General features: G+C 63.2%; 23 protein-coding genes. 12 read left to right on the plus strand and 11 right to left on the minus strand.

The genetic code is table 11. From position 1 onward, the window contains the following. Nucleotides 1-88 precede the first annotated feature (88 nt). Nucleotides 89-1,189, plus strand: coding sequence for a GGDEF domain-containing protein (locus NKH91_RS14340; RefSeq protein ID WP_023718195.1), 1,101 nt, complete (start codon nt 89-91; stop codon nt 1,187-1,189). On the opposite strand, the gene NKH91_RS14345 is transcribed toward NKH91_RS14340, so the two are convergent. Continuing rightward, nucleotides 1,179-2,210 carry a 2-dehydropantoate 2-reductase gene (locus tag NKH91_RS14345; RefSeq protein WP_352846915.1) on the minus strand — a complete coding sequence of 344 codons (1,032 nt, stop codon included), beginning with the start codon at nt 2,208-2,210 and terminating at the stop codon, nt 1,179-1,181. The two genes, NKH91_RS14340 and NKH91_RS14345, sit on opposite strands and share 11 nt — an antisense overlap. Nucleotides 2,211-2,339: 129 nt before the next feature. On the opposite strand from NKH91_RS14345, the gene dapE reads away from it, so the two are divergent. Both dapE and NKH91_RS14355 read left to right on the plus strand, forming a co-directional pair. Beyond that, on the plus strand, nt 2,340-3,539 hold the full coding sequence (dapE, locus tag NKH91_RS14350) for a succinyl-diaminopimelate desuccinylase (protein ID WP_352484327.1): 1,200 nt from the start codon (nt 2,340-2,342) through the stop codon (nt 3,537-3,539). A 2-nt stretch (nt 3,540-3,541) separates the two neighbouring features. Next, the gene (locus NKH91_RS14355; RefSeq protein ID WP_023718193.1) at nt 3,542-4,150 is read left to right on the plus strand and encodes a hypothetical protein; all 609 of its coding nucleotides are present in this window, start codon (nt 3,542-3,544) and stop codon (nt 4,148-4,150) included. Here the strand turns inward: NKH91_RS14355 and truA are convergent. From truA to def, 4 genes are read right to left on the minus strand one after another with little or no spacing between them, the layout of a single operon-like run. After that, the gene (gene truA / locus NKH91_RS14360) at nt 4,132-4,887 is read right to left on the minus strand and encodes a tRNA pseudouridine(38-40) synthase TruA (RefSeq protein WP_352846912.1); all 756 of its coding nucleotides are present in this window, start codon (nt 4,885-4,887) and stop codon (nt 4,132-4,134) included. The genes NKH91_RS14355 and truA overlap by 19 nt on opposite strands. A gap of 18 nt (nt 4,888-4,905) precedes the next feature. Continuing rightward, complete coding sequence (locus tag NKH91_RS14365; protein WP_352846910.1) at nt 4,906-5,415, minus strand: GNAT family N-acetyltransferase; 510 nt, start codon at nt 5,413-5,415, stop codon at nt 4,906-4,908. Then, entirely contained in the window at nt 5,412-6,341 is a 930-nt protein-coding gene (gene fmt, locus NKH91_RS14370) for a methionyl-tRNA formyltransferase (protein ID WP_352846952.1), read from the minus strand. The genes NKH91_RS14365 and fmt overlap by 4 nt, the downstream gene beginning before the upstream one ends. Before the next feature lie 16 nt (nt 6,342-6,357). Continuing rightward, nucleotides 6,358-6,888, minus strand: coding sequence for a peptide deformylase (gene def, locus NKH91_RS14375; RefSeq protein ID WP_023718189.1), 531 nt, complete (start codon nt 6,886-6,888; stop codon nt 6,358-6,360). 103 nt (nt 6,889-6,991) lie between these two features. Here def and NKH91_RS14380 point away from each other — a divergent pair, with 103 nt between their 5' ends. Beyond that, nucleotides 6,992-8,254: a DNA recombination protein RmuC gene (locus tag NKH91_RS14380; RefSeq protein WP_023718188.1), complete on the plus strand. Its 1,263-nt coding sequence runs from the start codon at nt 6,992-6,994 to the stop codon at nt 8,252-8,254. Nucleotides 8,255-8,297: 43 nt separating this feature from the next. Here NKH91_RS14380 and NKH91_RS14385 read toward each other — a convergent pair whose 3' ends face one another. From NKH91_RS14385 to NKH91_RS14395, 3 genes are all read right to left on the minus strand, one after another. Beyond that, complete coding sequence (locus tag NKH91_RS14385) at nt 8,298-8,702, minus strand: GFA family protein (protein ID WP_352484328.1); 405 nt, start codon at nt 8,700-8,702, stop codon at nt 8,298-8,300. Nucleotides 8,703-8,769: 67 nt separating this feature from the next. After that, complete coding sequence (locus NKH91_RS14390) at nt 8,770-9,732, minus strand: cation diffusion facilitator family transporter (protein ID WP_352484329.1); 963 nt, start codon at nt 9,730-9,732, stop codon at nt 8,770-8,772. Nucleotides 9,733-9,838: 106 nt separating this feature from the next. Beyond that, nucleotides 9,839-10,648, minus strand: coding sequence for a transglutaminase-like domain-containing protein (locus NKH91_RS14395; RefSeq protein WP_352846908.1), 810 nt, complete (start codon nt 10,646-10,648; stop codon nt 9,839-9,841). 215 nt (nt 10,649-10,863) lie between these two features. On the opposite strand from NKH91_RS14395, the gene NKH91_RS14400 reads away from it, so the two are divergent. Beyond that, nucleotides 10,864-10,989, plus strand: a complete 126-nt coding sequence (locus tag NKH91_RS14400; protein ID WP_013528464.1) for a hypothetical protein — start codon at nt 10,864-10,866, stop codon at nt 10,987-10,989. Between the two features lie 153 nt (nt 10,990-11,142). Continuing rightward, complete coding sequence (gene sugE / locus NKH91_RS14405) at nt 11,143-11,457, plus strand: quaternary ammonium compound efflux SMR transporter SugE (protein ID WP_352846905.1); 315 nt, start codon at nt 11,143-11,145, stop codon at nt 11,455-11,457. Between the two features lie 83 nt (nt 11,458-11,540). Here the strand turns inward: sugE and NKH91_RS14410 are convergent, their stop codons facing one another. Further along, nucleotides 11,541-11,969, minus strand: coding sequence for a DUF6481 family protein (locus tag NKH91_RS14410; RefSeq protein ID WP_023718183.1), 429 nt, complete (start codon nt 11,967-11,969; stop codon nt 11,541-11,543). A gap of 231 nt (nt 11,970-12,200) precedes the next feature. On the opposite strand from NKH91_RS14410, the gene NKH91_RS14415 reads away from it, so the two are divergent. The 3 genes from NKH91_RS14415 to NKH91_RS14425 all read left to right on the plus strand — a co-directional run bounded on the left by NKH91_RS14415 (nt 12,201) and on the right by NKH91_RS14425 (nt 15,697). Beyond that, entirely contained in the window at nt 12,201-13,259 is a 1,059-nt protein-coding gene (locus NKH91_RS14415) for an LLM class flavin-dependent oxidoreductase (protein ID WP_352846902.1), read from the plus strand. Between the two features lie 118 nt (nt 13,260-13,377). Beyond that, the gene (locus NKH91_RS14420; RefSeq protein ID WP_023718182.1) at nt 13,378-14,538 is read left to right on the plus strand and encodes an AI-2E family transporter; all 1,161 of its coding nucleotides are present in this window, start codon (nt 13,378-13,380) and stop codon (nt 14,536-14,538) included. A 157-nt stretch (nt 14,539-14,695) separates the two neighbouring features. After that, nucleotides 14,696-15,697 (plus strand): LLM class flavin-dependent oxidoreductase, encoded by a 1,002-nt coding sequence (locus NKH91_RS14425; protein ID WP_352495038.1) that lies wholly within the window; start codon nt 14,696-14,698, stop codon nt 15,695-15,697. A 157-nt stretch (nt 15,698-15,854) separates the two neighbouring features. On the opposite strand, the gene NKH91_RS14430 is transcribed toward NKH91_RS14425, so the two are convergent. Together NKH91_RS14430 and NKH91_RS14435 are read right to left on the minus strand one after the other, a co-directional pair. Further along, a complete protein-coding gene (locus NKH91_RS14430) occupies nt 15,855-16,478 on the minus strand; it encodes a L,D-transpeptidase (protein WP_352591290.1) in 624 nt (207 codons plus the stop codon). Nucleotides 16,479-16,733: 255 nt separating this feature from the next. Further along, complete coding sequence (locus NKH91_RS14435; protein WP_352846899.1) at nt 16,734-17,753, minus strand: LacI family DNA-binding transcriptional regulator; 1,020 nt, start codon at nt 17,751-17,753, stop codon at nt 16,734-16,736. A 253-nt stretch (nt 17,754-18,006) separates the two neighbouring features. On the opposite strand from NKH91_RS14435, the gene NKH91_RS14440 reads away from it, so the two are divergent. Genes NKH91_RS14440 through NKH91_RS14450 form a run of 3 tightly spaced genes read left to right on the plus strand, consistent with a single transcriptional unit; the run spans nt 18,007 to nt 21,826 of the window. Continuing rightward, entirely contained in the window at nt 18,007-19,554 is a 1,548-nt protein-coding gene (locus NKH91_RS14440; RefSeq protein ID WP_352846896.1) for a sugar ABC transporter ATP-binding protein, read from the plus strand. Next, nucleotides 19,551-20,864: an ABC transporter permease gene (locus tag NKH91_RS14445; RefSeq protein WP_023718176.1), complete on the plus strand. Its 1,314-nt coding sequence runs from the start codon at nt 19,551-19,553 to the stop codon at nt 20,862-20,864. Before NKH91_RS14440 ends, NKH91_RS14445 begins: the two co-directional genes overlap by 4 nt. Then, nucleotides 20,861-21,826, plus strand: a complete 966-nt coding sequence (locus NKH91_RS14450) for a substrate-binding domain-containing protein (protein WP_023718175.1) — start codon at nt 20,861-20,863, stop codon at nt 21,824-21,826. Before NKH91_RS14445 ends, NKH91_RS14450 begins: the two co-directional genes overlap by 4 nt. The last annotated feature ends 25 nt before the right edge of the window (nt 21,827-21,851 follow it).

Here is a 21,851-nt window from a genome sequence, read left to right on the forward strand (position 1 = left end):
ACTGGCAAGCGACCTATCCCTGACCACCAAGGAGCCGCGCAAAACGTGGAGCGCCGCCGCTCGCCTGTTTGCCTGGTTCTCTTCGCCGATGAGATTGGAACCGGAAGCCGTCCGCGCCCGGCTTCTCGACACCACTTTCGACCGCAAATTCGCAGTCTTGTTCGGCACCATCAGCGTTCTGGTGGTTGCGGTCAGCGCCGCACTTGCCACGAAGGATTGGTGGCCCTACGCCTGGATCGCAGCCGACCTGATGCTTTTCGTCGTCCGCGTTCTGCTGATGCGGGAATGCGAGCAGGCCCGCAGGCGCGGCTCGAAAGGGCCGCTGGCGGGCCTGATGGCAGCCAGCGGTGTATGGTCGGTCGTTTTCGGCCTCGGCTGCTATGGCTGTGTTGCCAGCGGGAATATGGCGCTTTCCGTACTTGCCGCCTTGAATGTCGCAGGTGTCGTTGGCGTGGTGTCGTCACGCAATGCGGCCACCCCGCGCTTCGCCATATTCGTCATGTTGGCCGTAAGCCTGCCTTACGTGGTCGGTGCATTGTTTTCCGCAGCGCCCGGAATGCCGATCGTCGGAATTCAAACGCCGTTCTATGTGGCCGGCGTCATCATCGTGCTGCTTCAGAACCACGCAATCAACGCCCGCATGATCCGCGCCGAGCTGGACAATCGCGACCTGGCGATCAAGGACGCGCTGACCGGCCTGCCAAACCGCATCTTCCTGCAGGAAAAATTGCGCGACATGTGCCGCGACCTTGCGGCGCCGGCCGCCAATGGCGGCAAGCCGTTTGCCGTGCTCAGCATGGACCTCGACGGCTTCAAACAGGTCAACGACCGTTTTGGTCATGCGGTCGGCGACGTGCTGCTGCGCAAGGTGGCCGAACGATTGAAGCGCGGCTTCCGGCCGGGGGACGTGGTCTTCCGTATCGGCGGCGACGAATTCGTCATCCTTTTGCCCGCAACCTCGGAGATCGAGGCCACCTATCTGGCAAAGCGGGCCATCGAAAAGGTCTCGGTGCCTTTCGACCTCGGGGTCGGTTCCGCCATCCATGTCGGCTTGAGCGTCGGCAGCGCCTTTGCACCCGCCGACGGCGGCGATCCGGAAATCCTGCTCACCTGTTCCGACCATGCACTCTACGAAGCCAAGCGCACCGGCAAGGGCCGTTATTGGGCGCCTGTGCGGGCTACGATCTGACGGTCGCAGCGACAGCTTCCGGCGGCAAGCAAGGCGATCCGCGCCTCTCCTGCTCGGCCGCGCGCACCAGTGCAGTGACATGCTTCAGCAAAGGCGCCGGCGTGCCGGCCTTTTCGGCCAAACGCAGGACCGCGCCTTGCAGTTCGCCGATCTCCGTCGACCGGCGGCGCCGCAGGTCATCCCACATCGACGAACGCGCGGCCGGATCGATGGCAAGCATCCGCCGCGCCAAGAACTTGAACAGCCCGTCGGGCAGGCGAAGCACTTTCGGCAGCAGTGCGGGACGCAGGCCGGCGATGCGAGCGGGTTCGATGCCTGTCGCCGTCATTGCCGCCAATGCTTCGTCGATCTGACCGGCCAGGATCAGCCGCCAGCGGCGATCGGCAAGCTCTGCCGCCAGCGGCAGACCGGAAAGCGCCACCAGCGCGTTGTTGAGGTTGAGCAGCAGCTTGTCCCATAACACCGCGTCGATGTCACCATGCGTCGCGACGGCAAACCCCTCGACATCAAGCAGTTCGTCAAGGCCCGCCGAGCCCTGTTCGATCATCACTTTGCCGCCGCTGGCGCGGTGCAGGCGAAGCGGCAATTCGCCCTCCGGCGATTGGACCACGTTGAACGGCACCATGCCCGCGAGCACCGGCTGGGCGGTGAGATGGGCTCGCAATTTATCGGCATTGTCGACGCCGTTCTGCAGGCTGAGTATCACCACGTCCGGTCGGGCATGGGCGGCAATCAGCCCGGCCATGTCTTGCGTCGCGCCGCTCTTGACCGTTACCAAAATGACATCGGCATCGGAGAATGCTACCGCCGGATCGGCGGTGACCGACAATGCGTCCGGTTTGACAGAACGGTCGCGGCCGTCAGGGTCGGTGATGCGCAATCCAGCTTCTTGCAGGGCCTTCTCGACGCGCGGTCGCGCCAGCAGAACCACCTTTCGCCCGGCAAGTATCAGGCAGCCGCCGGCGTAGCAGCCGATACTGCCGGCACCGGCGATTACGATCGTCTTGCCACGCGTGACCATGCGATGGCCCTGTTCTGGTCGAGAGACCTTGCCGCAATTATACGACATGAAAACCACAATGTCGGCGGCATGGCTGGCCCTCACGTCTGGCCGTGACAGACCTTGCGCTTTCGACTATCGCTTTTGCCCATGATGCTGCCTACCGATCCGGTTAGAAATCTCGCTGCACTCATCCGCTGTGCTTCCGTGACGCCCGCCGAAGGCGGTGCGCTGCGCGCGCTGGAGGCGATGTTGAAGCCGCTCGGCTTTGCGGTCGAGCGACCGGTGTTTTCCGAAGCCGGCACACCGGACATCGAGAACCTTTACGCGCGGCGTTCCGGCAATGGCCCGCATCTGATGTTTGCCGGCCATACCGACGTGGTGCCGGTGGGCGACGAGGCAGCCTGGACGCACCCGCCCTTTGGCGCCGAGATCGCCAATGGCGAGATGTTCGGCCGCGGCGCCGTCGACATGAAGGGCGGCATTGCTTGTTTCGTCGCGGCGGTGGCGCGACATGTCGAGCAGAAGGGCGGCCCGAAGGGGTCGGTCTCGCTGCTGATAACCGGCGATGAGGAAGGCCCGGCGATCAACGGCACGACGAAGCTGCTCGAATGGGCGGCCGCCAAAGGCGAGAAATGGGATGCCTCGATCGTCGGCGAGCCTACCAATCCCGACGCGCTTGGCGATATGATCAAGATCGGCCGGCGCGGCTCGCTATCGGGCACGGTCGTCGTCAACGGCCGCCAGGGCCACGCCGCCTATCCGCAGCTAGCCGACAATCCGGTGCGCGGCCTGGTGACGCTGGTCGACGCCTTGCTGCACCCCGTCTTCGACAACGGAACAAGGGATTTCCAGCCGACGAATCTTGAGGTGACCTCCATCGATGTCGGCAATCCCGCCACCAACGTCATCCCGGCGAAGGCAGCAGCTACCTTCAATATCCGCTTCAACGACACATGGACCGCCGAGACGATCCAGGCCGAGATCCACAACCGCCTCGACCGGGCGGCGAAACGCAAGAAATACCGCGCCGGCAAGAAGACGCCGGTCGACTACGAGATCGTCTGGCGCGACGGGCCGAGCCATGTTTTCCTGACACGCGACGACAGGCTAATCGAGACGCTTGGCGGTTCGGTCAAAGCGGTGACCGGCAGGAAGCCGGCGCTCTCCACCTCCGGCGGCACCTCCGATGCCCGCTTTATCAAGGATTATTGTCCGGTGGTCGAATTCGGCCTGGTCGGCAAGACCATGCACATGGTCGACGAACGTGTGGCGATTGCCGATCTCGAGACGCTGACGCAGATTTATCTGCGCTTCGTTGAAGACTGGTTTGCGCAGGACATATCCTAGTGATGCTTTCAGCGGATGAAACCTATGCTTCGCTTGCCGGCGCCTGGCGGCTGATGCTCGGCAAGGCCGACGGATTTCGCCTGCTCGACCTTTCGGCGGACGGTTTCTGGAACTCCTTTTTTGCCATCGTCGTCGCGGCGCCGGCATTGATCGTCGGCTGGGTCGGCATTGCCAACGAGATCGGCGATCCCGACGCATTCGTCGGCCGTTTCAGCATGTTGATCCGGCTGGCCACCGTCGATATCGGCGCCTGGGTGCTGCCGCTCATCGGCCTGGCCCTGGTCGCGCCGCGGGTCGGCGTCGGCAGCCGTTTCGTCCATTATGTCGTCGCCAGCAACTGGGCCTCGGCGATCATCGCCTGGATGATGCTGCCATCGGCGTTGATCCGGCTTTTCCTGACATCGGCCAACGAAGTCTCCGGGCTGGTGTCGCTGCTGCTGTTCGCGCTGTCAATGGTATTGACCTGGCGGATGACCAACGTTGCCATCGGCAGGGGTGCGGCTGTCGGCAGCGCTGTTTTTGCCGGCATGTTCGTGGCGTCGCTGATCGTCCTGTTCGGCCTGCAGGCGCTGCTCGGTATCAGCGTGCCGGATCAGCCAGGCGTCGGATAATCGACGCCGACTAGAAACAGCCCGTCGGGCGGCGCCACCTGACCGCAGGCCGCACGGTCGCGCGCCTCGAGCGCGGCCTTGAGGTCGGCAATGGCCCAGCCGCCTTCGCCGACACGTTTGAGCGAGCCGACCATCGAGCGCACCTGGTTGTGCAGGAATGACCGCGCCGAAGCGCGGACTTCGATGAAATCGCCCGCCCGGCTGACATCCAGCCGGTCGAGCGTGCGGACCGGGCTGGTGGCTTGGCACTGGGTCGAGCGGAAGGTGGTGAAATCATGCCGGCCAAGCAGCACTTTTGCCGCTTCGTGCATGGCGGCGGCATCGAGCTGCTTCGGTACCCACCAGATCTTGCCCTTGTCGAGCGCTGCCGGCGCGCGGCGGTTGACGATACGGTAGAGGTAATGGCGGCCGATCGCCGAGAAACGCGCATCGAAGCCATCCGGCACGACGGCGGCCTTCAGGATGGCGATGTGCGCCTTGGCCGCTTGCAGATGGGCATTGACGGCGTCGCGCACCTTTTCCCCGGGCCATGCCTTGATCAGATCGACATGCGCCACCTGTGCCGTCGCATGGACGCCGGCATCGGTGCGGCCGGCGGCGCGCAGCGAAACCTGCTCACCGCAGAACTTCTCGATCGCCTGCTCGATCGCCTGCTGCACCGAAGGCTGGTGGGCCTGACGTTGCCAGCCGGCGAAGAGGCTGCCGTCATATTCGATGTCGAGGCGAAAACGCGGCATTCCCGGATCGAGGCGAAATCAGGCGGCGAGGGCTGAGCCGAAGGCCGAGGCGTAGACCAGCCTGCCGGTCTCCGGCGCCTCGCCCCAGGCAAGCGCCTGCAAAGCCTCGCCTTGGTAGTCGCTCTCGAATTTCGCTGCACGGGCGCGGCTGTAGCCGAAACGTCCATAGTAAGCCGGATCGCCGAGCACTACGGCGAGCGTCTCGCCAGCAGCCTTCAGGCGGATATGCGCCTCGCGGACCAGCGCACCGCCGATGCCGGTGCCGTGGAACGACGGCTCGACCGCCAAAGGAGCCAAAGCCACCGCCGGGAAGCTCTTGCCGCCATTCTGCACGAAAAGCCGTGAAAACAGGATATGGCCGACCACTTGCCCGTCTTCGTCCGCCACCAGTTCGACGACGGCATCACCGCCGGTGACCAGCGCATCGACCAGTCCGGCCTCGGTCTGCTGGCCGAATGCGTGTTCTTCGACAAGGCGGATCGCCTCGCGGTCCCGCGGCGTCGCCGCGCGTATGGACATCATGCTCATGACAATTTCATTCCTTTTTCGAGCTTGGCCCCGCGCAGAAACTCCTGCGCGGCAATGGGCCTTCCGCCCGCACGTTGAACTTCGACCAGCCTGGTCGCGCCTGACCCGCAGGCGACCGTCAGCCGGTCATCGAGAATTCCTCCCGGTTCGCCGGCGCCTTGCGAGAGCGTCGAGCGAAGCAGTTTCAGCCGTTCCACGCGGCCGCCGATTTCGGCCTCGCACCATGCACCGGGAAAGGGCGACAGGCCGCGAATCTGGTTGTGCACGTCGCCGGCAGGTCGCAGCCAGTCTATGCGAGTCTCCGATTTATCGACTTTCTTGGCGTAGGTCACCCCCACCTCCGCCTGTGTGGTAAATGTCAGCGTATTCCGCTCGAGCCGTTCGAGCGCTTGCACCACCAGCGCAGCACCCAGGATCATCAGCCGGTCGTGCAGATCGCCGGCCGTCATGTCGGGTCCAATGGCGCATTTTTCAACCATTGCCACAGGCCCGGTGTCGAGGCCTTCCTCCATCCGCATCACCATCATGCCCGTCTCGGTATCGCCGGCCATGATGGCGCGCTGGATAGGGGCAGCGCCGCGCCAGCGCGGCAATAGCGATGCGTGGCCATTGAGGCAACCGAGCCGCGGCGCCTCGAGAATAGGTTTGGGCAGAAGCAGCCCGTAGGCGACGACCACGGCGACATCGGCGCGCAAGGTGCGGAACGCCTGCTGCTCCGCCTCGCTCTTCAGCGACACCGGCGACCGCACCTCGATGCCAAGCCGCTCCGCCTCACGCTGCACCGGCGACGGCGTCAGCTCGAGTCCGCGCCGGCCTGCGGCGCGCGGCGGCTGCGTGTAGACGGCTGCCAATTCATGCCCTGCCCCGGCGATCGCTCGCAGCGTCTGCACGGAGAATTCGGGCGTACCCATGAAGATGACACGCAGGGGCATTCGTCGACCCCTATCCCACCATCTTGCCCGGCGCCTTGTCCCTGGCGAGCTTCTTGAATTTCTTGACCACCATGTCGCGCTTCAGCTTGGAGATGTGGTCGATGAACAGCACGCCGTTTAGGTGGTCGATCTCATGCTGCAGGCAGGTCGCCATCAGCCCCTCGGCCTCGATCTCCTGCAGCTTGCCGTCGCGATCGAGATACTTCACCCGCACCGCTGCCGGACGCTCGACCTCGGCATAGTAATCCGGGATCGACAGGCAGCCTTCCTCGTAGACCGAACGCTGGTCGGAGCTGTCGAGGATTTCGGGATTGATGAAGACGTGCGGTGCCGGCGTCTCGTCCTCCTTGGCGAGGTCGATCACCAGCAAGCGCAAGGGTTCGCCGACCTGGATCGCCGCGAGGCCGATGCCGGGCGCGTCATACATGGTGTCCAGCATGTCGCCGGCCAGTTTACGCAAATCACCGTCGACACGCTCGACCGGTTTTGAAACCTGACGCAGGACGGGATCGGGGAGGATGATAAGCGGCTTGATCGACATGGCGTCTCACCTAAGACCTCGCAGGAAAAGCGTCAACCGGGACGCCTTCTGGTCGTTCACGTTTTGATCTGTGCCGCCAGACCGAATCATCTATGCTGTCGGCATGAACGATCTGGCCACCATCCTGTCCGAACCTGTCGCCCGCCTCGGCGCCACCACGATCACGCTCGGCCATGCCCTGGGTTTCGGCGCAATGCTGTTCCTCGGCCTGTTCGTGGCGCTCGTCATTGCGCTCTGGCGATCGGCCAAGGCGCGTGCAATGGCGGCCGCCGAAGCCGCCGACCACGCCCGCGACGCCGAGGTGCGGATGGCCGGCATCTTGGCAAGCCAGGCGGAAATGCAGGGCCGTATGGGCGCTATCGCCGAAGTGTTCGGGGCGCGTCAGGCCGAACTGACCCAGTCGATCGGCCAGCGCCTCGACGCCATGACCGGCCGCCTCGGCCAGACCATGACCGAGCAGACGAGATCGACGCATGAGAGCCTCGCCAAGCTGCAGGAGCGGCTGGCGGTCATCGATATCGCGCAAGGCAACATCCAGTCGCTGGCCGGCCAGGTCGTGCAATTGCAGGCGATCCTTTCCAACAAGCAGACGCGCGGCGCCTTCGGCCAGTCGCGTATGGAAGCCATCGTCGCCGACGGATTGCCCCACGGCGCCTATGAATTCCAGGCGACCTTGTCGAATGGCAGCCGGCCCGACTGCCTGGTGAAGATGCCGAACGGCGCACCGTCGCTTGCCATCGATGCAAAGTTTCCACTCGAGGCCTGGAATGCCATCCGTGCCGCCGAAGGCGCCGACCTGCAGAAGTCCGCCGCTCAGGCTTTCCGCCGCGACATCGAGGTGCATGTCCGGGATATTTCCGAAAAATACCTGATCCAGGGCGAGACGCAGGACACCGCCTTCATGTTCGTGCCCTCGGAATCGGTGTTCGCCGAAATCCACGAGAATTTCGAGGCCGTTGTCCAAAAGGCGCATCGATCGCGGATCGTCATCGTCTCGCCATCGCTTTTGATGCTGTCGATCCAGGTCATCCAGGCGATCCTCAAGGATGCCCGTATGCGCGAGCAGGCGCACCTGATCCAGGGCGAGGTCATCCGGCTGATGGAAGACGTCTCTCGGCTCGACGAGCGGGTGCGCAAATTGCAGACGCATTTCGGTCAATCGGCCAAGGATATCGAGGACATCCTCGTCTCGACATCGAAGGTGACCAGGCGCGGACAAAAGATCGAGGCGCTGGAGTTTGGCGTGCAGCCGGCGGAGGACACCGCTGGGTCGAATGGCAGCGGAGCAAAAGCGGAAAGCAGCGCGCGTGTTGCCGATTCGAAAACCGGGCAGCTGAGGCTAAGGGTCGTCGAAGGCGACGATTGAGAGCTACGCCGGAACCGGAGCCGAGGCTTCGCCCGGTCTGGCGCTACTGCTCCTCGATGATGGTTGTGCCTTCGAATTCCGGCAGCCAATGCAGCGCCGAGCGATGCCAGATCTGCTTTCTCGGCACCAGTTGATCGCGCTGCCATGCCGTGCCGACCCTGATGCCGTAAACCTTCGGTCCCGCGCCCGCCGACGTGGCGTAGAGATGCGAGCCGCACTCACCGCAAAATGCCTGAGCGCGCTTGGCACCACTCGAACCGGTCTTGATGTAGATTTTCGGCGCGCCCTTGGTGATCGTGTAATTGTCCTCGGACGCCGGCACGGTGACGCGAAAGGCCGTTCCGGTTAGCTTCTGACAATCGATGCAGTGACAAATGGTGGTCTTTTCCGGATCGACCTCGGCCTCGTAAGTAATGGCGCCGCAATGACACCCGCCGTCGATTTTCATCTTCGTTCCTCCTGGAGCTTTTGCGCGCGATCATAACCGGGACTGCCCGATGGCGCAGCCATTTTCCTCAGGCCGGCTCCCCTCCGGACGCCGCCAAGGCCTTGCTCCGCCGTTCCCAGGTGCCGGTGGTCTGCGGCTTGACGAACAGGCGCGTGACCTCCGGCATCTCCGCCTTCAGCCGTGTCTCGAGGCGTTCGACGCAGGTCTCTATCTCGGGCGCCGACAAGTGGTCCTCGAACTCGATGCTCAGAGCGGCGACGATCTCCTGAGGCCCCATATGGAGCGTCAGTACGCCATTTGCCCGCCGCACCGCCGGGTCCTGCTGGACAATGGCCAGCACTTTCATTTGCACCTCGGGCGAGGCCGGCTCGCCGAGCAGCAGGCTCTTGCTTTCGCGGGCCAGGAAGATCGCGGTCGCGCCCAGGATCAGCGCGATGCCGATCGACGCGGCGCCGTCGAGCTTCGGCATGTCCAGCAGTTCCGCCGCCAATATGCCGGCGAAGGCGACAACGAGGCCGAGAAGTGCCGCGCTGTCCTCGAAGAGTACGGTGTAGACACTCGGGTCCTTGCTGAGCTGCACCGCCTCGAGCCAGCCGTGGCTGCCTTTTTGGTGGCGGAACTCGTTCAGCGCCACCAGCCAGGAGGTGCCTTCGAACAGGAAGGAAAGGCCAAGTACAGCGTAGTTCACCTTTGCGTTGGCAATCGGCTCCGGCGCCATGATGTGCGTCACGCCTTCGTAGAACGATATGCCGGCGCCCAGTGCAAAGACGAGGAGCGCGACGATGAAGCTCCAGAAATACAGCTCGCGACCATGGCCGAGCGGATGCGTCCGATCGGCCGGCCGGGCGGCGCGGTGCATGCCATAAAGCAGCAGGCTGCCATTGCCGGTATCGACGAGCGAGTGGACGCCTTCCGAGAGCATTGCCGAGCTGCCCGTGAACAAGGCAGCGGCGAATTTGGTCAGGGCGATCGCAAGATTGCCGGCGAGCGCCGCATAGATCACTTTTTTCGACCCGCCATGCGCCGCCATGGTGTGCTGCCTTGGTTGATGCACCGAGATTAGCGGAGCACGCCCACGCTCCACAGCTCGAACAACGCCCGAAGTGTCGAGTTGTTCAAAAGGGCAGCGCGAGAGGCTATTCGATGACCTCGTCCGTCCAGACCTTGAAGCCAGCTAGCGCGCCCGGTCCAAAAATGTGGGTGAGTGGGACATCGGCGGCATCGCGTCCGGAGGCAATCAGGATGCGGCCGATGCGCGGCGCGTTGTTGCGCGGGTCGAAAGCGTGCCAGCGGCCGCCGAGATAAACCTCCATCCAGGCGGCGAAATCCATGTCCGACCACGGCTTTGGCAGGCCGATATCGCTGATATAACCGGTGCAGTAGCGGGTCGGGATGTTCAGGGCGCGGCAGAAGGCGACTGCGAGGTGGGCAAAGTCGCGGCACACACCACTCTGCTCGCGATAGGCTTCGGCTGCGGTGCGTGTCGGCCGTGCATTGAAATAGTTGAAGACGATATGGTTATGGACGAAGTCGCAGACCGCCTGGACGCGCGGGATGCCGAGTGGGGTGTTGCCGAACAGCCGCCAGGCTTCGTTCGCCAGCACGTCGCTCTCGCAATAGCGGCTGGGCAGCAGGAACAGCAGCGTCTCCGACGGCAGATCGCGCACCTCATGCTGCCATGCCGTCAGCTCGCGCGTCTCGAAGGAGCCGGGGTCGCGGATGACCGCGTCCGTGCCGAACGCAAAGCGCCCGGCCGGCGCAACGAGACGGTTGCACCAATTGCCGAAACTGTCGCGATAGCTTTCGATCGGCACCGGCGGGTTCGACGTCAGGAAGTCCGGCCGCTCGAGATCGGATGCGCGCGAATAATGGACGTTGAGCATCGCGATCAGCGGTGTTTCCTGCGGGAAGTCGAAGCTCATCTGGCAACCGATGTGGATCCGCATTGTCGTCCTGACCGGCCTGCCTGATCATCAGCCGGCGAAACGCAAGGGCTGATGCTGCAGTGCGAAGAGGACCATCGCACGGACCGCTGCGGTTTACGAGGGAATTAGAAACCGGTTGACAGCCATCGGCCAAGGCGACTGCACGGCAGCGGCCTCTTGCAGTCTAGCGTTTTCTCTTGTTTCACTTCGCCAGACATCAACCGGAGGAACGAATCATGGCTAAAGGTGCGATGAAGGCAGGCAAGGAAGCCCGCAAGCCGAAGAAGGACGCGAAGAAACCCGCTCCGGCGCCGGCCCTGAAGGCACCGCCGGTGAAGGCGATGAAGCTGAAGGACAAGTAGGGCCGCAGCTACCGTTTTGGCTTATTTCGACCGGCCGCAAATGCGGCCGGTATTGTTGTTCATTAAGCGCACGAGCATCCCATATGGATGCGGCGAAGATAGTTTTTGCGCTTTCAAGAGATCGGCCGGGAGCCATCGAAACGGAGCGTTCCGATGTCGTGGATTTTCCTGTTCTTCGCCGGCCTGTTCGAGATCGGCTGGGCGATCGGCCTAAAATACACCGACGGATTCTCGAAGCCGCTGCCAACCGTCCTGACGGTAGCCTCGATGATTGTCAGCCTGACCTTGCTCGGCCTGGCGCTGAAGGGACTGCCGGTCGGCACAGCCTATGCGGTATGGACCGGAATCGGCACCGTCGGCACGGCGCTGTTGGGGATATGGCTGCTCGGGGAGCCGGCGCCCGCGATCAGGCTGGCCTGCATCGCGCTCATCGTTTGCGGCATTATGGGACTGAAGCTCGCGGCTTAAGTCGGCCCGACAGACCAAACGCCTTCAGGGCCGCTGCAAGGCGGCCCTGATTCTTGAATTCGGCTGATCAGCGCCGGAAGGCGCTATCGGGCGGAGAAGCCGGGCGGCGTCCTGCCGGTGCGCTGCTTGCGCGCGGCATAGCGTGCGTCACGCTTGGCCTTGCGTTCGGCCTCGTCGGCAAGAAAACGGGCGATGCGCTCGTTCTCTTCAGCTTCCCGGATCTTCGCTTCGGCCTGTGCTGCCTCTTCGGCGGCAATGCGTGCCGCTTCGGCAGCTGCCTCGCGCTCGGCCTTTTCGGCCGCTTCGCGCGCCAGCTTTTCCTGCTTCAGCCTGGCCTTTTCGGCCTCGCGTATCGCGCGGGCCTCGAGGATTGCCTTGCGCTCGGCCTGTCGTGCCAGCACCGCTGGATCATCTGCCGCCGGCTTTGCCTTGAAGCGCTCCAGAAGCGCCTTCTTTGCCTCGTTTGCGGCATTGCGCCGCTCGAAAACGTCTTTTTCCCTGTAGATAGCCAAGTCCACTTCCCTGGAGTCAATTTGCGAGGCTTACATACGCGTGAAAACCGAGAGTTCAAGCGCCAAAACGGTATGCCAGCCATGAAATTCTGATCTGTTGCAACCGGGAGACGCCATTTCGATCGAATTCGGCTGAAAGCCACCCGCACTGTTCACCATCCAGGCCTCTGGCGGCGCAGCGGACTGATCGCTACCTGTAGCGCCAAGACAAAACGCTAGGATGACACCACTATGGAACTCGGTCTCTACACCTTCGCTGACGTCAGCCCGGAACCGGGTCCCGGTGCGATCGGTGCGCATGAGCGGCTGCGCAACCTGATCGAGGAGATCGAGCTCGCCGATCAGGTCGGGCTGGACGTCTTTGGTCTCGGCGAGCACCACCGTCCCGACTATGCTGCCTCCGCTCCGGTGGTGGCGCTGGCGGCGGCTGCCGAACGAACCAAGCGCATAAGGCTGACCAGCGCGGTCACCGTTTTGTCCTCCGACGATCCGGTGCGCGTCTTTCAGCAGTTTGCCACCCTCGATCTTCTGTCCGGCGGCCGGGCCGAGATCATGGCCGGGCGCGGCTCGTTCATCGAATCCTTTCCGCTGTTCGGCTATAGTCTCGAAGACTATGACGAGCTCTTTGCCGAGAAGCTCGACCTGCTGCTCGCCATCCGTGATCATGTCAAGGTGACCTGGTCGGGCAGTCTGCGCGCGCCGATCAACGATCGCGGCGTCTATCCCCGGCCCTTTCAGGACAAATTGCCGATCTGGATCGCGATCGGTGGTACGCCGCAATCGGCGGCGCGGGCTGGCGTACTCGGGTTACCGCTGGCTCTGGCGATCATCGGCGGCGAACCGGCGCGGTTTGCACCACTGTTCGACATCTACAGGGATGCAGCCAGGCGGGCCGGCAGCGATCCGGCGAACCTTGCCACCAGCCTCAACGTGCACGGCTTCATCGCCGACACCGCCGACCAGGCAGCCGACGATTTCTACAGGCCTCAGGCCGAGGTGATGAACCGCATCGGCCGCGAGCGCGGCTGGGGGCCGACGTCGCGGGCGCATTTCGACCAATCGCGCGGCCCAAACGGCGCGCTGTTCGTCGGCAATCCAGAACAGGTGGCGCAGAAGATCATTGCCCAGCACAGGATATTCGGCAACGACCGCTTCCTGCTGCAAATGGCGATCGGCACCATGCCGCACGCCAAGATCATGAAGGCTATTGAGCTCTACGGCACCAAGGTGGCACCGATCGTGCGCCGGGAAACTGCAAAGGCCGTCGCCGCGGCAGCGCCGGTTGCTTGATTCACCGGCATGGCCGCGAGGCGGCCATGCCGGTGACGCCGGCTAACGGAACCTTGAAGCCGCAGAGGCGTTTTCGCCAACGGTCTACACCAATCGCGGTGTGCCGCCGAGGGTCAGAATGAAGGCCGAACCCGCCGCTTCGGGCGCAAGCGCTGCCGAAAGCCCGGATTCGCGCGTCGAGGCGCGGGCGGATGCGCATCTGATGCGTTCGCTGCTCGTCGGCATCTTCATCCTCATGGCGATCTACGCGCTTTACTTCGCCCGCGCCTTCTTCATGCCGGTCATTCTGGCTTTTCTGCTGGCGCTGACGCTGACGCCGATCGTTCGCTTCCTGCGCAAGCATGGCATGCCCGATGTCATTTCGGCGACACTGCTGGTGCTGCTTTCGTTTTGCCTCGTCGCCGTCGCGGGATATCTGCTCAGCGGCCCGGTCATCGACCTCATCAACAACACCTCGACGATCGGCCAGCAGCTTACCGAACGTCTGGCACAACTGCGCCGTCCGTTCGAACGGATCGTGGAGATTTCGCGCCAGATCGAGGGCCTGACACAGACGTCCCAGGAGCCGGGCGTTCAGAGGGTGGCGATGGCGCCATCGGGTATTCTCTCGCAGGCCGCCGGCAATGTGCTGTCGGCCGGCGCCAGCGTCACCATCGTCTTCGTCCTGTCGCTGTTCCTGCTCGCCTCGGGCACGATGTTCTATGAAAAGATCGTCCAGTCCTTCCCCAGTCTAAGCGAAAAGAAGCGGGCGCTGCGCGTAGTCTATGACGTCGAGCGTGAAATCTCGCACTATCTGCTTACTGTCACGGTCATCAATACATGTCTCGGCGTGGTCATCGGGCTCGGCCTGTGGGCACTCGGCGTGCCCAACGCGCAGGTCTGGGGCGCGGCAGCGGCCTTGCTCAATTTCCTGCCCTATATCGGGGCGCTGACCACCATCACGCTGGTCACGATCATCGCGCTGATCAGCTTCGACACGATTTCCTATGCGCTGCTGGCGCCGGCCTTCGTCCTCTTATGCGACGTCGTCGAAGGCCAGTTCGTGACGCCGACGGTGGTCGGCCGCCGTCTCGAAATCAACGCCGTGGCGATCCTGATCGCCATCGCCTTCTGGTCGTGGCTATGGGGTTTCGTCGGCGCGCTGATGGCGGTGCCGCTGCTGGTCGTCATCAAGGTATTCTGCGATCATTTCGACGGTCTCAGCCATGTCGGCAATTTCCTCGCGGCGCAGCACACGGCGGTAATCGAGGATGAAGAGATTTCCGAGCCAAAAAGGTAGCGGCTTAAGAGCCCAAAAGCGTCACTGATTGGTGTGCATATCAACGACCTTGCATCGGTTGCACATCCGTCGGGCGCACAGCGCTCTATCAACATTTTGAATTTGCCGCCCCGGCAACGGCTTCCTACATCCGTCCGGTCCACAGGAATCCCCGCCGATGACCGCTCTTTCCGTTCTCGACCTGTCGCCGATCGTCGAAGGCAGCAATGCTTCGCAGTCGCTCGCCAATTCGCTCGATCTCGCCCGTCATGCCGAGCGGCTGGGATATAAGCGCTACTGGCTGGCTGAGCATCACAACATGCCAGGCATCGCCAGCGCCGCCACCTCGGTGGTCATTGCCCATGTGGCCGGAGGTACCCGTACGATACGCGTCGGCGCCGGCGGCGTCATGCTGCCCAATCATTCGCCACTTGTCATCGCCGAGCAATTCGGCACGCTCAACGCTCTGCATCCCGGCCGCATCGATCTCGGCCTCGGCCGGGCGCCCGGCACCGACATGCCCACGGCACGGGCGCTGCGCCGCAACCTCGACGCTGGCGCCGACAATTTCCCGCAGGACGTCGTCGAGCTGATCGGTTACTTCCAGCCAGCCGAAGACGGCCAACGCATCCGCGCGGTGCCCGGCGAAGGCGAAAAGGTGCCGATCTGGATTCTCGGCTCCAGCCTCTACGGCGCGCAGCTTGCCGCCACGCTCGGCCTGCCCTACGCCTTCGCTTCGCATTTTGCGCCGGCCGAGCTCGACCATGCGCTGGAGATCTACCGCTCGCGCTTCCAGCCTTCGGAGCAGCTCGACAAGCCCTATGTGATGCTCGGCCTCAATGTCTTCGCTGCTCCTTCCGATGCCGAGGCGCGGCTGTTGTTCACCTCGCTGCAGCAGGCCTTCGTCAATCTGCGCACCGGCCGGCCCGGCCGATTGCCGCCGCCGGTCGAAGGATATGAGCGCGACCTCGATCCAATGGCCAAGACCATGCTCGGCCAGGCGCTTTCCTGCGCCGTCGTCGGCTCCCCCGAAACGGTCAGGCAAGGCATCGAGGCATTCGTGCGCCGCACCGGCGCCGACGAACTGATGGTCACAGCGCAGATTTTCGACCATGCGGCGCGGGTGCGCTCGTTCGAGATACTGACCGACGCCCACAAATCGCTGTCGGAAGCTGCCTGAGAGCTGGTTCGCCACTTGGCACTGTTGCGGGCAAGGCCGGCCTTAGGCAGGGAACATCGCGAACAGGTGTGCGAAGACATCGCGAACAGTTCGCGCGCTTTACGCGGAGAGTTTTCGATCCGTCATGCTCGTCTGTTAGACGGAAACGCGGCGTCTACTAAATGACGATCACCTTGGTGCCGATTGTGGAGCGGTTGTAGAGATCGATGATGTCCTGGTTCATGAGGCGAATGCAGCCCGCCGACACAGCTTTGCCGATGGACCACCATTCAGGGCTACCGTGCAGGCGATATCCAGTGTCACCTTTCTCGTTGAAAAGATAGAGCGCCCGCGCCCCGAGCGGGTTCATGAGTCCGCCCTCCATATGAGCCGGTATGATGCGGCCCCGCTTCTGCTCGCGCACGATCATCGCAGACGGCGCGCTCCAATCCGGCCATTCGCGCTTCCTCGCAACGTGAGCAGTGCCATGCCACTCGAAGCCCGCCTTGCCAACGCCGATTCCGTAGCGCAGCGCCTGACCGTCTCCCAACACGTAGTAGAGGAACTTCGCTCCTGTATCGACAATGATGGTGCCAGGCGCCTCTTCAGTCGCATAAGGCACTGTCTGCCGAAGGAACTTTTGGTCAACCTTGTAGATCGGAACCGGCGGAACGCGAAAACCGGCGTCGGTGAGGCCGCCATAGGCCGAGGGGAAAGTCTTTAATGCGCCGCCGGTGGTGCAGCCGAAGAATGCGACCATCCCAGCAAGTACCAGCCCGATTAGGATCGATTTCACGCGCATGACTCAAGCCGGCGCCCGTGTGAGCGATCAGCCGCATCTCGTCATATTCCTAATCCGACATGCTTCGATTGCCAAGATTTTCCTGCTTGTCGGCTGGCTGATTGTTGGCCACTTGGCTCGATCAGCGCCGCGTCCTTCAATTGCTCGGTTTTCGAACGACGAACGCCCGTAGCGGCTGCGAAAGGGCCGGGGTCGGCAGGACAGAGGGAGCGCTGTCCGTCCGGCATTACAACGTTTCTGAACAGAGCCCAAGCGCTACGCGCTGACGCTTTGTGCGATCGCGCCAAGTGGCCGGCATGAATTGCGGATCATTAGGCGTCCCTTGAGCGTCAGCTTGCGCGGCGGCGCATCCCTGTTGCCGGCGAGCCGGTCGAGCAGCAGATTGGCCGCCTGTTCGCCAATCGCCTGCACCGGCTGTGCGACCGTGGTCAATTGCGGCCGGAACACATCCGACCACGGAAAATCGTCGAAGCAGGCGACCGAAATATCCTCCGGACAGGACAGGCCGATATCGCGGATGGCCTTCATCGTGCCGATCACCATCGGGTTGTTGGCCGAAAAGATGGCGCTCGGCCGGTCGTGCAGCGAAAGCAGCTGCATGGTGGCGTTGTAGCCATCGACTTCGTGGAAATTGCCGAAGCGGACGAGCTCGGGCTCGGCCGGCAGGCCCGCGGTCTGGAGGGCTTCCCGGTATCCCGCCATGCGGTCATGCATCGGCGAGATATCGAACGAGCCGGAGATGTAGCCGATGCGCCGATGGCCGATATCGATCAGATAAGTGATGGCGTCGAACACCGCGCGCTGATTGTCGAGAACGACGGCATCGGTGTCGACACCCTGGCAAACACGGTCGAGTAGCACGACCGGCACATTGGCGTCGTCGACAATCCGTTTGAGGATCGCGCCGTCGCCGACACGCGCGACGATCAGCCCGTCGACCATCCGGTCGAGCAGCAGCCTGATCTGGTCGTCCTGCGTGTTCAGGTGCTCGTCGGTGCAGCACAGCATGACGGCGTAGCCGGCCCTGTCGAAAGCCTGCTGGATCACCGAAACCACGTCGGTAAAGAACGGGTTGGTGATGTGTGGGACGGTAAGCCCGATGGTGCGTGTGGTGCCCATCTTGAGGCTGCGGGCGATGGCGTTGCGCTTGTAACCGATGTCGCGGATCGCCTGTTCGATGCGCTGGCTGAGCTCGGGGCTGACGGTCGCGGTGCCGTTGATCAACGCCGATACGGTGGCCACGGAAACACGCGCCGCTTCGGCCACGTGAAGCATGGTCGGTGCAGTGGATTTGCGCTGCTTTTTTCGTCCTGACGCTGTCATTTTCGAAACGTTTCACCACTCCGCAGCAGCAATACGTACGGAATCTTATGGTTTTGCGCAAGAATTGAAATGGAACAATCTTGGACACCAGGTATTGGCTTGACATGATCGAAACGTTTAGATTAGCGTTTGAGGCGTTCGGTGACGACGGAGGGAGGCCGTCCTTGTCATGCAGCACGGCAATTCCATCCCTGCGGAAGGCGTTATGGCGGACGGCTCGGCTATCGTGCTGAGCGCCGAGCACATCTCCAAGTCCTTCGGCGGCATCGCCGCGCTTGTCGATGTCGGCTTCGAACTGCGGCGCGGCGAGGTCCATGCGCTGATGGGCGAGAACGGCGCCGGCAAGTCGACGCTGATGAAGATCCTGTCCGGCGTCTATACGGACTATAACGGAACGGTCAGTATCGATGGCCATCCGGTGCGCTTTGCCGGCGTCCGCGAAGCCGAGCGCGCCGGCATCGCCATCATCCACCAGGAGCTGAACCTCGTTCCCGAACTCAGCGTCGCGGACAATATCTTTCTCGGCCGCGAGAAGCTGATCGCCGGGCTGATTGTCGACCGCAAGGCGAGCAGCCGCGCTGCCGGCGCGCTCTTGCAAAGGCTCGGCATCGAGCTCGACCCGGATGCGCGCGTCGGTGCCTTGCGCGTCGGCGAACAGCAGCTGGTCGAGATCGCCAAGGCGCTGTCTATGTCGGCGCGCATTCTGATCATGGACGAGCCGACCTCGGCGCTGTCGCCAGCCGAATGCCAGCGGCTGTTCCGCATCATCCGCCAGCTCGCCGATAGCGGCGTGGCGATCGTCTACATTTCGCACCGCATCGACGAGGTCATGCATCTGGCCAGCCGGGTCACCGTGTTTCGCGATGGACGCCACGTCCTGACGCAGGCGATGGACAAGCTCGACGAAGACGCCATAATTTCGGCGATGGTCGGGCGAAACCTGCTTGCTTCCTCCCAGGAGCACCGCATCCCCGGTGGCAACACCATCCTTTCCGTAAGCGAGCTGTCGCTATCGAAGCCCAATCGCCATGGCTGGCGCACCGTGCTCGACGGCGTCAGCTTCGATCTTGCCGCAGGAGAAATCCTCGGTATCGGCGGGCTGCTGGGCTCGGGCCGTACCGAAATCCTGGAAACGATCTTCGGGTCCAGCGGAGGACGTGCTGGCGGTGAGATCAGGCTCGATGGCGAGGCAGTAGAAATCCGTTCGCCGCGCGATGCGCGCCGGCTCGGCATCGCCCTGGTCACAGAAGACCGCAAGACGCAAGGCCTGCATCTCGAGGCCTCGATCACAGACAACGTCGCGCTGCCGCTGGTCGGTTCGCTGGCGCGGTTCGGCCTGCGCTCGCTGGCCGGCGAGCAAGGGTTGGCACGGGACGCCGTCAAGGCGCTCGGCATTCGCTGCGAGACCGTCGAGCAGCCGGCCGGCACGCTGTCCGGCGGCAACCAGCAGAAGGTCGTCATCGGCAAATGGCTGGCGACGAGGCCACGGGTGCTGCTGCTCGACGAGCCGACGCGCGGCATCGATGTCGGCGCCAAGCGGGAAATTTACGATCTCATCTTCAAGCTGGCGCGAGACGGGCTGGCGATCGCCGTCATCAGCTCGGAATTGCCGGAGCTGCTGCATCTTTCCGACCGTATCCTGGTCATGGCCGACGGCCGCCAGACGGGCATCCTGTCCCGCGCGCAAGCCAGCGAGGAGGCCATCATGCGGCTTGCGGCGCCGCGACGGACCATGACGAGGCCTGCCGCATGAGCATTTTGCATATCCTGTCCCGGACGAAGCTCTATTGGGGCCTGATCGCCATCTTCCTGATCGGCGTGCTCGGCTCGCCGATCAGCTCCAAGGGCAACAATATCTTCCTGTCCTATGGCAACCTGCTCGACGTGCTGCGCCAGGTGTCGACCACCGGCCTGATTGCCACCGGTATGACGGCGGTGATCATCACTGGTGGTATCGACCTTTCCGTCGGCTCGCTGATGGCGATCTGCACGGTGGTCTGTGCCATGCTGCTGACGGTCCCCGGCGTGACGCCGGCGGTGGTGCTGGGGGTGCCGACAGTTGCCGTGGCAGCCCTTTGCCTCGGCATTCTCGTCACTCGTTTCATCCTGCTGAACATCGAAAAATCCCGCGCCGGCGCGCAGGCCACGCACGACATCAGGTTGGATAGCGTTCGTGGGCTGGTTACCCCCGGCATTGTCGGGGTGATCCTGTGCAGTCTGGTGCTGTGGTTCCTGCTGCCCCAGGTAGGCTCAAAATTCGGCGTGCTCGGCGTGTTGCTGGTGGCGCCTTGCGTCGGCCTGCTGTTCGGCGCGCTCAACGGCTTCATCATCGTCGCCGGGCGGCTGCAGCCCTTCATCGTGACGCTGGCGATGATGGTCACTGCGCTCGGCATCGCCCGGCTGACCGCCGGCCAAAACAATGCGGTGCTGCCGGTCTATACCGGTTCGAACGCCACGGCCGATTTCGAAATGCTGCGCTCGCTGGTGTTCGGCGTAATCCCGATGCCGGGCCTGTTCTTCCTCGGCGCGATCCTGATCTACGGCGCCGTGCTGCGCTTCACGCCGTTTGGCCGCTATGTCTATGCCATCGGCGGCAATGAGGAAGCGGCCCGGCTGTCCGGCATCGCCGCCGGCCGCGTCAAGATCGCCACCTACGCGGTTTCGGGGCTGCTGGCCGGCATCGCGGCGGTGCTCTATGTCGCGCAATACCGGCAAGGCAAGCCGGACGCCGGCGCCGGGCTGGAGCTCGACGCGATTGCCGCCGTGGTCATCGGCGGCACCAGCCTGATGGGCGGACGCGGCAGCCTCACCGGGACGTTCTGCGGCGTGCTGATCTTCGGGCTGCTCTCTAACATCCTGCAGCTGCACAACATCAATTCGAACCTTCAGCTGGTGCTGAAGGGGATGATCATCATCGGTACCGTGCTCGTACAGGAGCGCAATGCCGGCGATCTTCTCTTCTATCTGCGATTGCCCGGTGGGCAAGCGCACAAGGAAACGGCCGCGGCAAAGCGGCCGTCGCAAGAGACCGCGTCTCTGAATATTGGAGGAAACAAGAAATGAAACGACGTGAATTGTTGAAGCTTGCCGCGCTGACAGCGGCACTCCTGACCACGACCGCGATGCTTGCCAGCGGTGCCCACGCGCAGGACAAGAAATGGAAAATCGGCTTCTCGCAGGTTACGACCATCGAACCCTGGCGTGCCCAGTTCAACAAGGACATCCTGGCCGAAGCGGCCAAGCATCCGGAAGTCGAGCTGATCGTCACCGACGGCGAGGACAAGACCGAGAAGCAGGTCGCCGATGTCGAAAACCTGATCCGTCAGGAGGTCGATGCGCTCTTGGTGTCGCCGAAAGAGTCCGCCGGCCTGACCGGCGTCGTGCAGCAGGCGATCGATGCCAAGATCCCGGTCTTCGTGCTCGACCGCAACGTCGAAACCAACGACTACACGCAGTTCGTCGGCGGCGACAACAAGCTGATCGGCCGGGCTGCCGGTGAATATGCCGTCGAGCTGCTTGGCGGCAAGGGCAAGGCCGCCGGCAACGTCGTCGAAATCTGGGGCGGCATGGGCACCCAGCCGGCGCATGACCGCCATGACGGCTTCCATGAATTCACCGACAAGGAGCCGGGTATCAAGAACCTGCTCGACCAGCAGTCGGGCGACTGGAAGCAGGACCAGGCCTACAACATCATGGCCACGGCGCTGCGCAACAACGAAAAGATCGATCTCGTCTACGGCCACAATGATCCAATGGCCTATGGCGCCTATCTTGCCGCCAAGGACGCCGGACGTGAGAAGGACATCAAGTTCATCGGCATCGACGGCCTGCCCAATGAAGGCGTGCAACTCGTCGCCAATGGCGAGCTGACGGCGACGTTCACTTATGTGACGCCGGGCGCCGAAGGGCTGCGGCAGGCGATCAAGTTCCTGAACGGCGAGAAGGTGGAAAAGACCATCATCCTGCCGACGCAGAAGATCACCAAGGAAAATGCTGCCCAGATCCTGAAGGACAACGGCCTCTGAGACGAGGCTTTCCTGCCGGACGTTC

Source organism: Mesorhizobium sp. M0894, from assembly GCF_040319725.1.
GTDB lineage: Bacteria > Pseudomonadota > Alphaproteobacteria > Rhizobiales > Rhizobiaceae > Mesorhizobium.

Coding starts and splice junctions, on each gene's coding strand:
- NKH91_RS14340 (WP_023718195.1), top strand. CDS start 89: ATGAGATTGGAACCGGAAGCCGTCCGCGCCCGGCTTCTCGACACCACT.
- NKH91_RS14345 (WP_352846915.1), bottom strand. CDS start 2,210: ATGGTCACGCGTGGCAAGACGATCGTAATCGCCGGTGCCGGCAGTATC.
- dapE (WP_352484327.1), top strand. CDS start 2,340: ATGATGCTGCCTACCGATCCGGTTAGAAATCTCGCTGCACTCATCCGC.
- NKH91_RS14355 (WP_023718193.1), top strand. CDS start 3,542: ATGCTTTCAGCGGATGAAACCTATGCTTCGCTTGCCGGCGCCTGGCGG.
- truA (WP_352846912.1), bottom strand. CDS start 4,887: ATGCCGCGTTTTCGCCTCGACATCGAATATGACGGCAGCCTCTTCGCC.
- NKH91_RS14365 (WP_352846910.1), bottom strand. CDS start 5,415: ATGAGCATGATGTCCATACGCGCGGCGACGCCGCGGGACCGCGAGGCG.
- def (WP_023718189.1), bottom strand. CDS start 6,888: ATGTCGATCAAGCCGCTTATCATCCTCCCCGATCCCGTCCTGCGTCAG.
- NKH91_RS14380 (WP_023718188.1), top strand. CDS start 6,992: ATGAACGATCTGGCCACCATCCTGTCCGAACCTGTCGCCCGCCTCGGC.
- NKH91_RS14385 (WP_352484328.1), bottom strand. CDS start 8,702: ATGAAAATCGACGGCGGGTGTCATTGCGGCGCCATTACTTACGAGGCC.
- NKH91_RS14390 (WP_352484329.1), bottom strand. CDS start 9,732: ATGGCGGCGCATGGCGGGTCGAAAAAAGTGATCTATGCGGCGCTCGCC.
- NKH91_RS14395 (WP_352846908.1), bottom strand. CDS start 10,648: ATGCGGATCCACATCGGTTGCCAGATGAGCTTCGACTTCCCGCAGGAA.
- NKH91_RS14400 (WP_013528464.1), top strand. CDS start 10,864: ATGGCTAAAGGTGCGATGAAGGCAGGCAAGGAAGCCCGCAAGCCGAAG.
- sugE (WP_352846905.1), top strand. CDS start 11,143: ATGTCGTGGATTTTCCTGTTCTTCGCCGGCCTGTTCGAGATCGGCTGG.
- NKH91_RS14415 (WP_352846902.1), top strand. CDS start 12,201: ATGGAACTCGGTCTCTACACCTTCGCTGACGTCAGCCCGGAACCGGGT.
- NKH91_RS14420 (WP_023718182.1), top strand. CDS start 13,378: ATGAAGGCCGAACCCGCCGCTTCGGGCGCAAGCGCTGCCGAAAGCCCG.
- NKH91_RS14425 (WP_352495038.1), top strand. CDS start 14,696: ATGACCGCTCTTTCCGTTCTCGACCTGTCGCCGATCGTCGAAGGCAGC.
- NKH91_RS14430 (WP_352591290.1), bottom strand. CDS start 16,478: ATGCGCGTGAAATCGATCCTAATCGGGCTGGTACTTGCTGGGATGGTC.
- NKH91_RS14435 (WP_352846899.1), bottom strand. CDS start 17,753: ATGCTTCACGTGGCCGAAGCGGCGCGTGTTTCCGTGGCCACCGTATCG.
- NKH91_RS14440 (WP_352846896.1), top strand. CDS start 18,007: ATGGCGGACGGCTCGGCTATCGTGCTGAGCGCCGAGCACATCTCCAAG.
- NKH91_RS14445 (WP_023718176.1), top strand. CDS start 19,551: ATGAGCATTTTGCATATCCTGTCCCGGACGAAGCTCTATTGGGGCCTG.
- NKH91_RS14450 (WP_023718175.1), top strand. CDS start 20,861: ATGAAACGACGTGAATTGTTGAAGCTTGCCGCGCTGACAGCGGCACTC.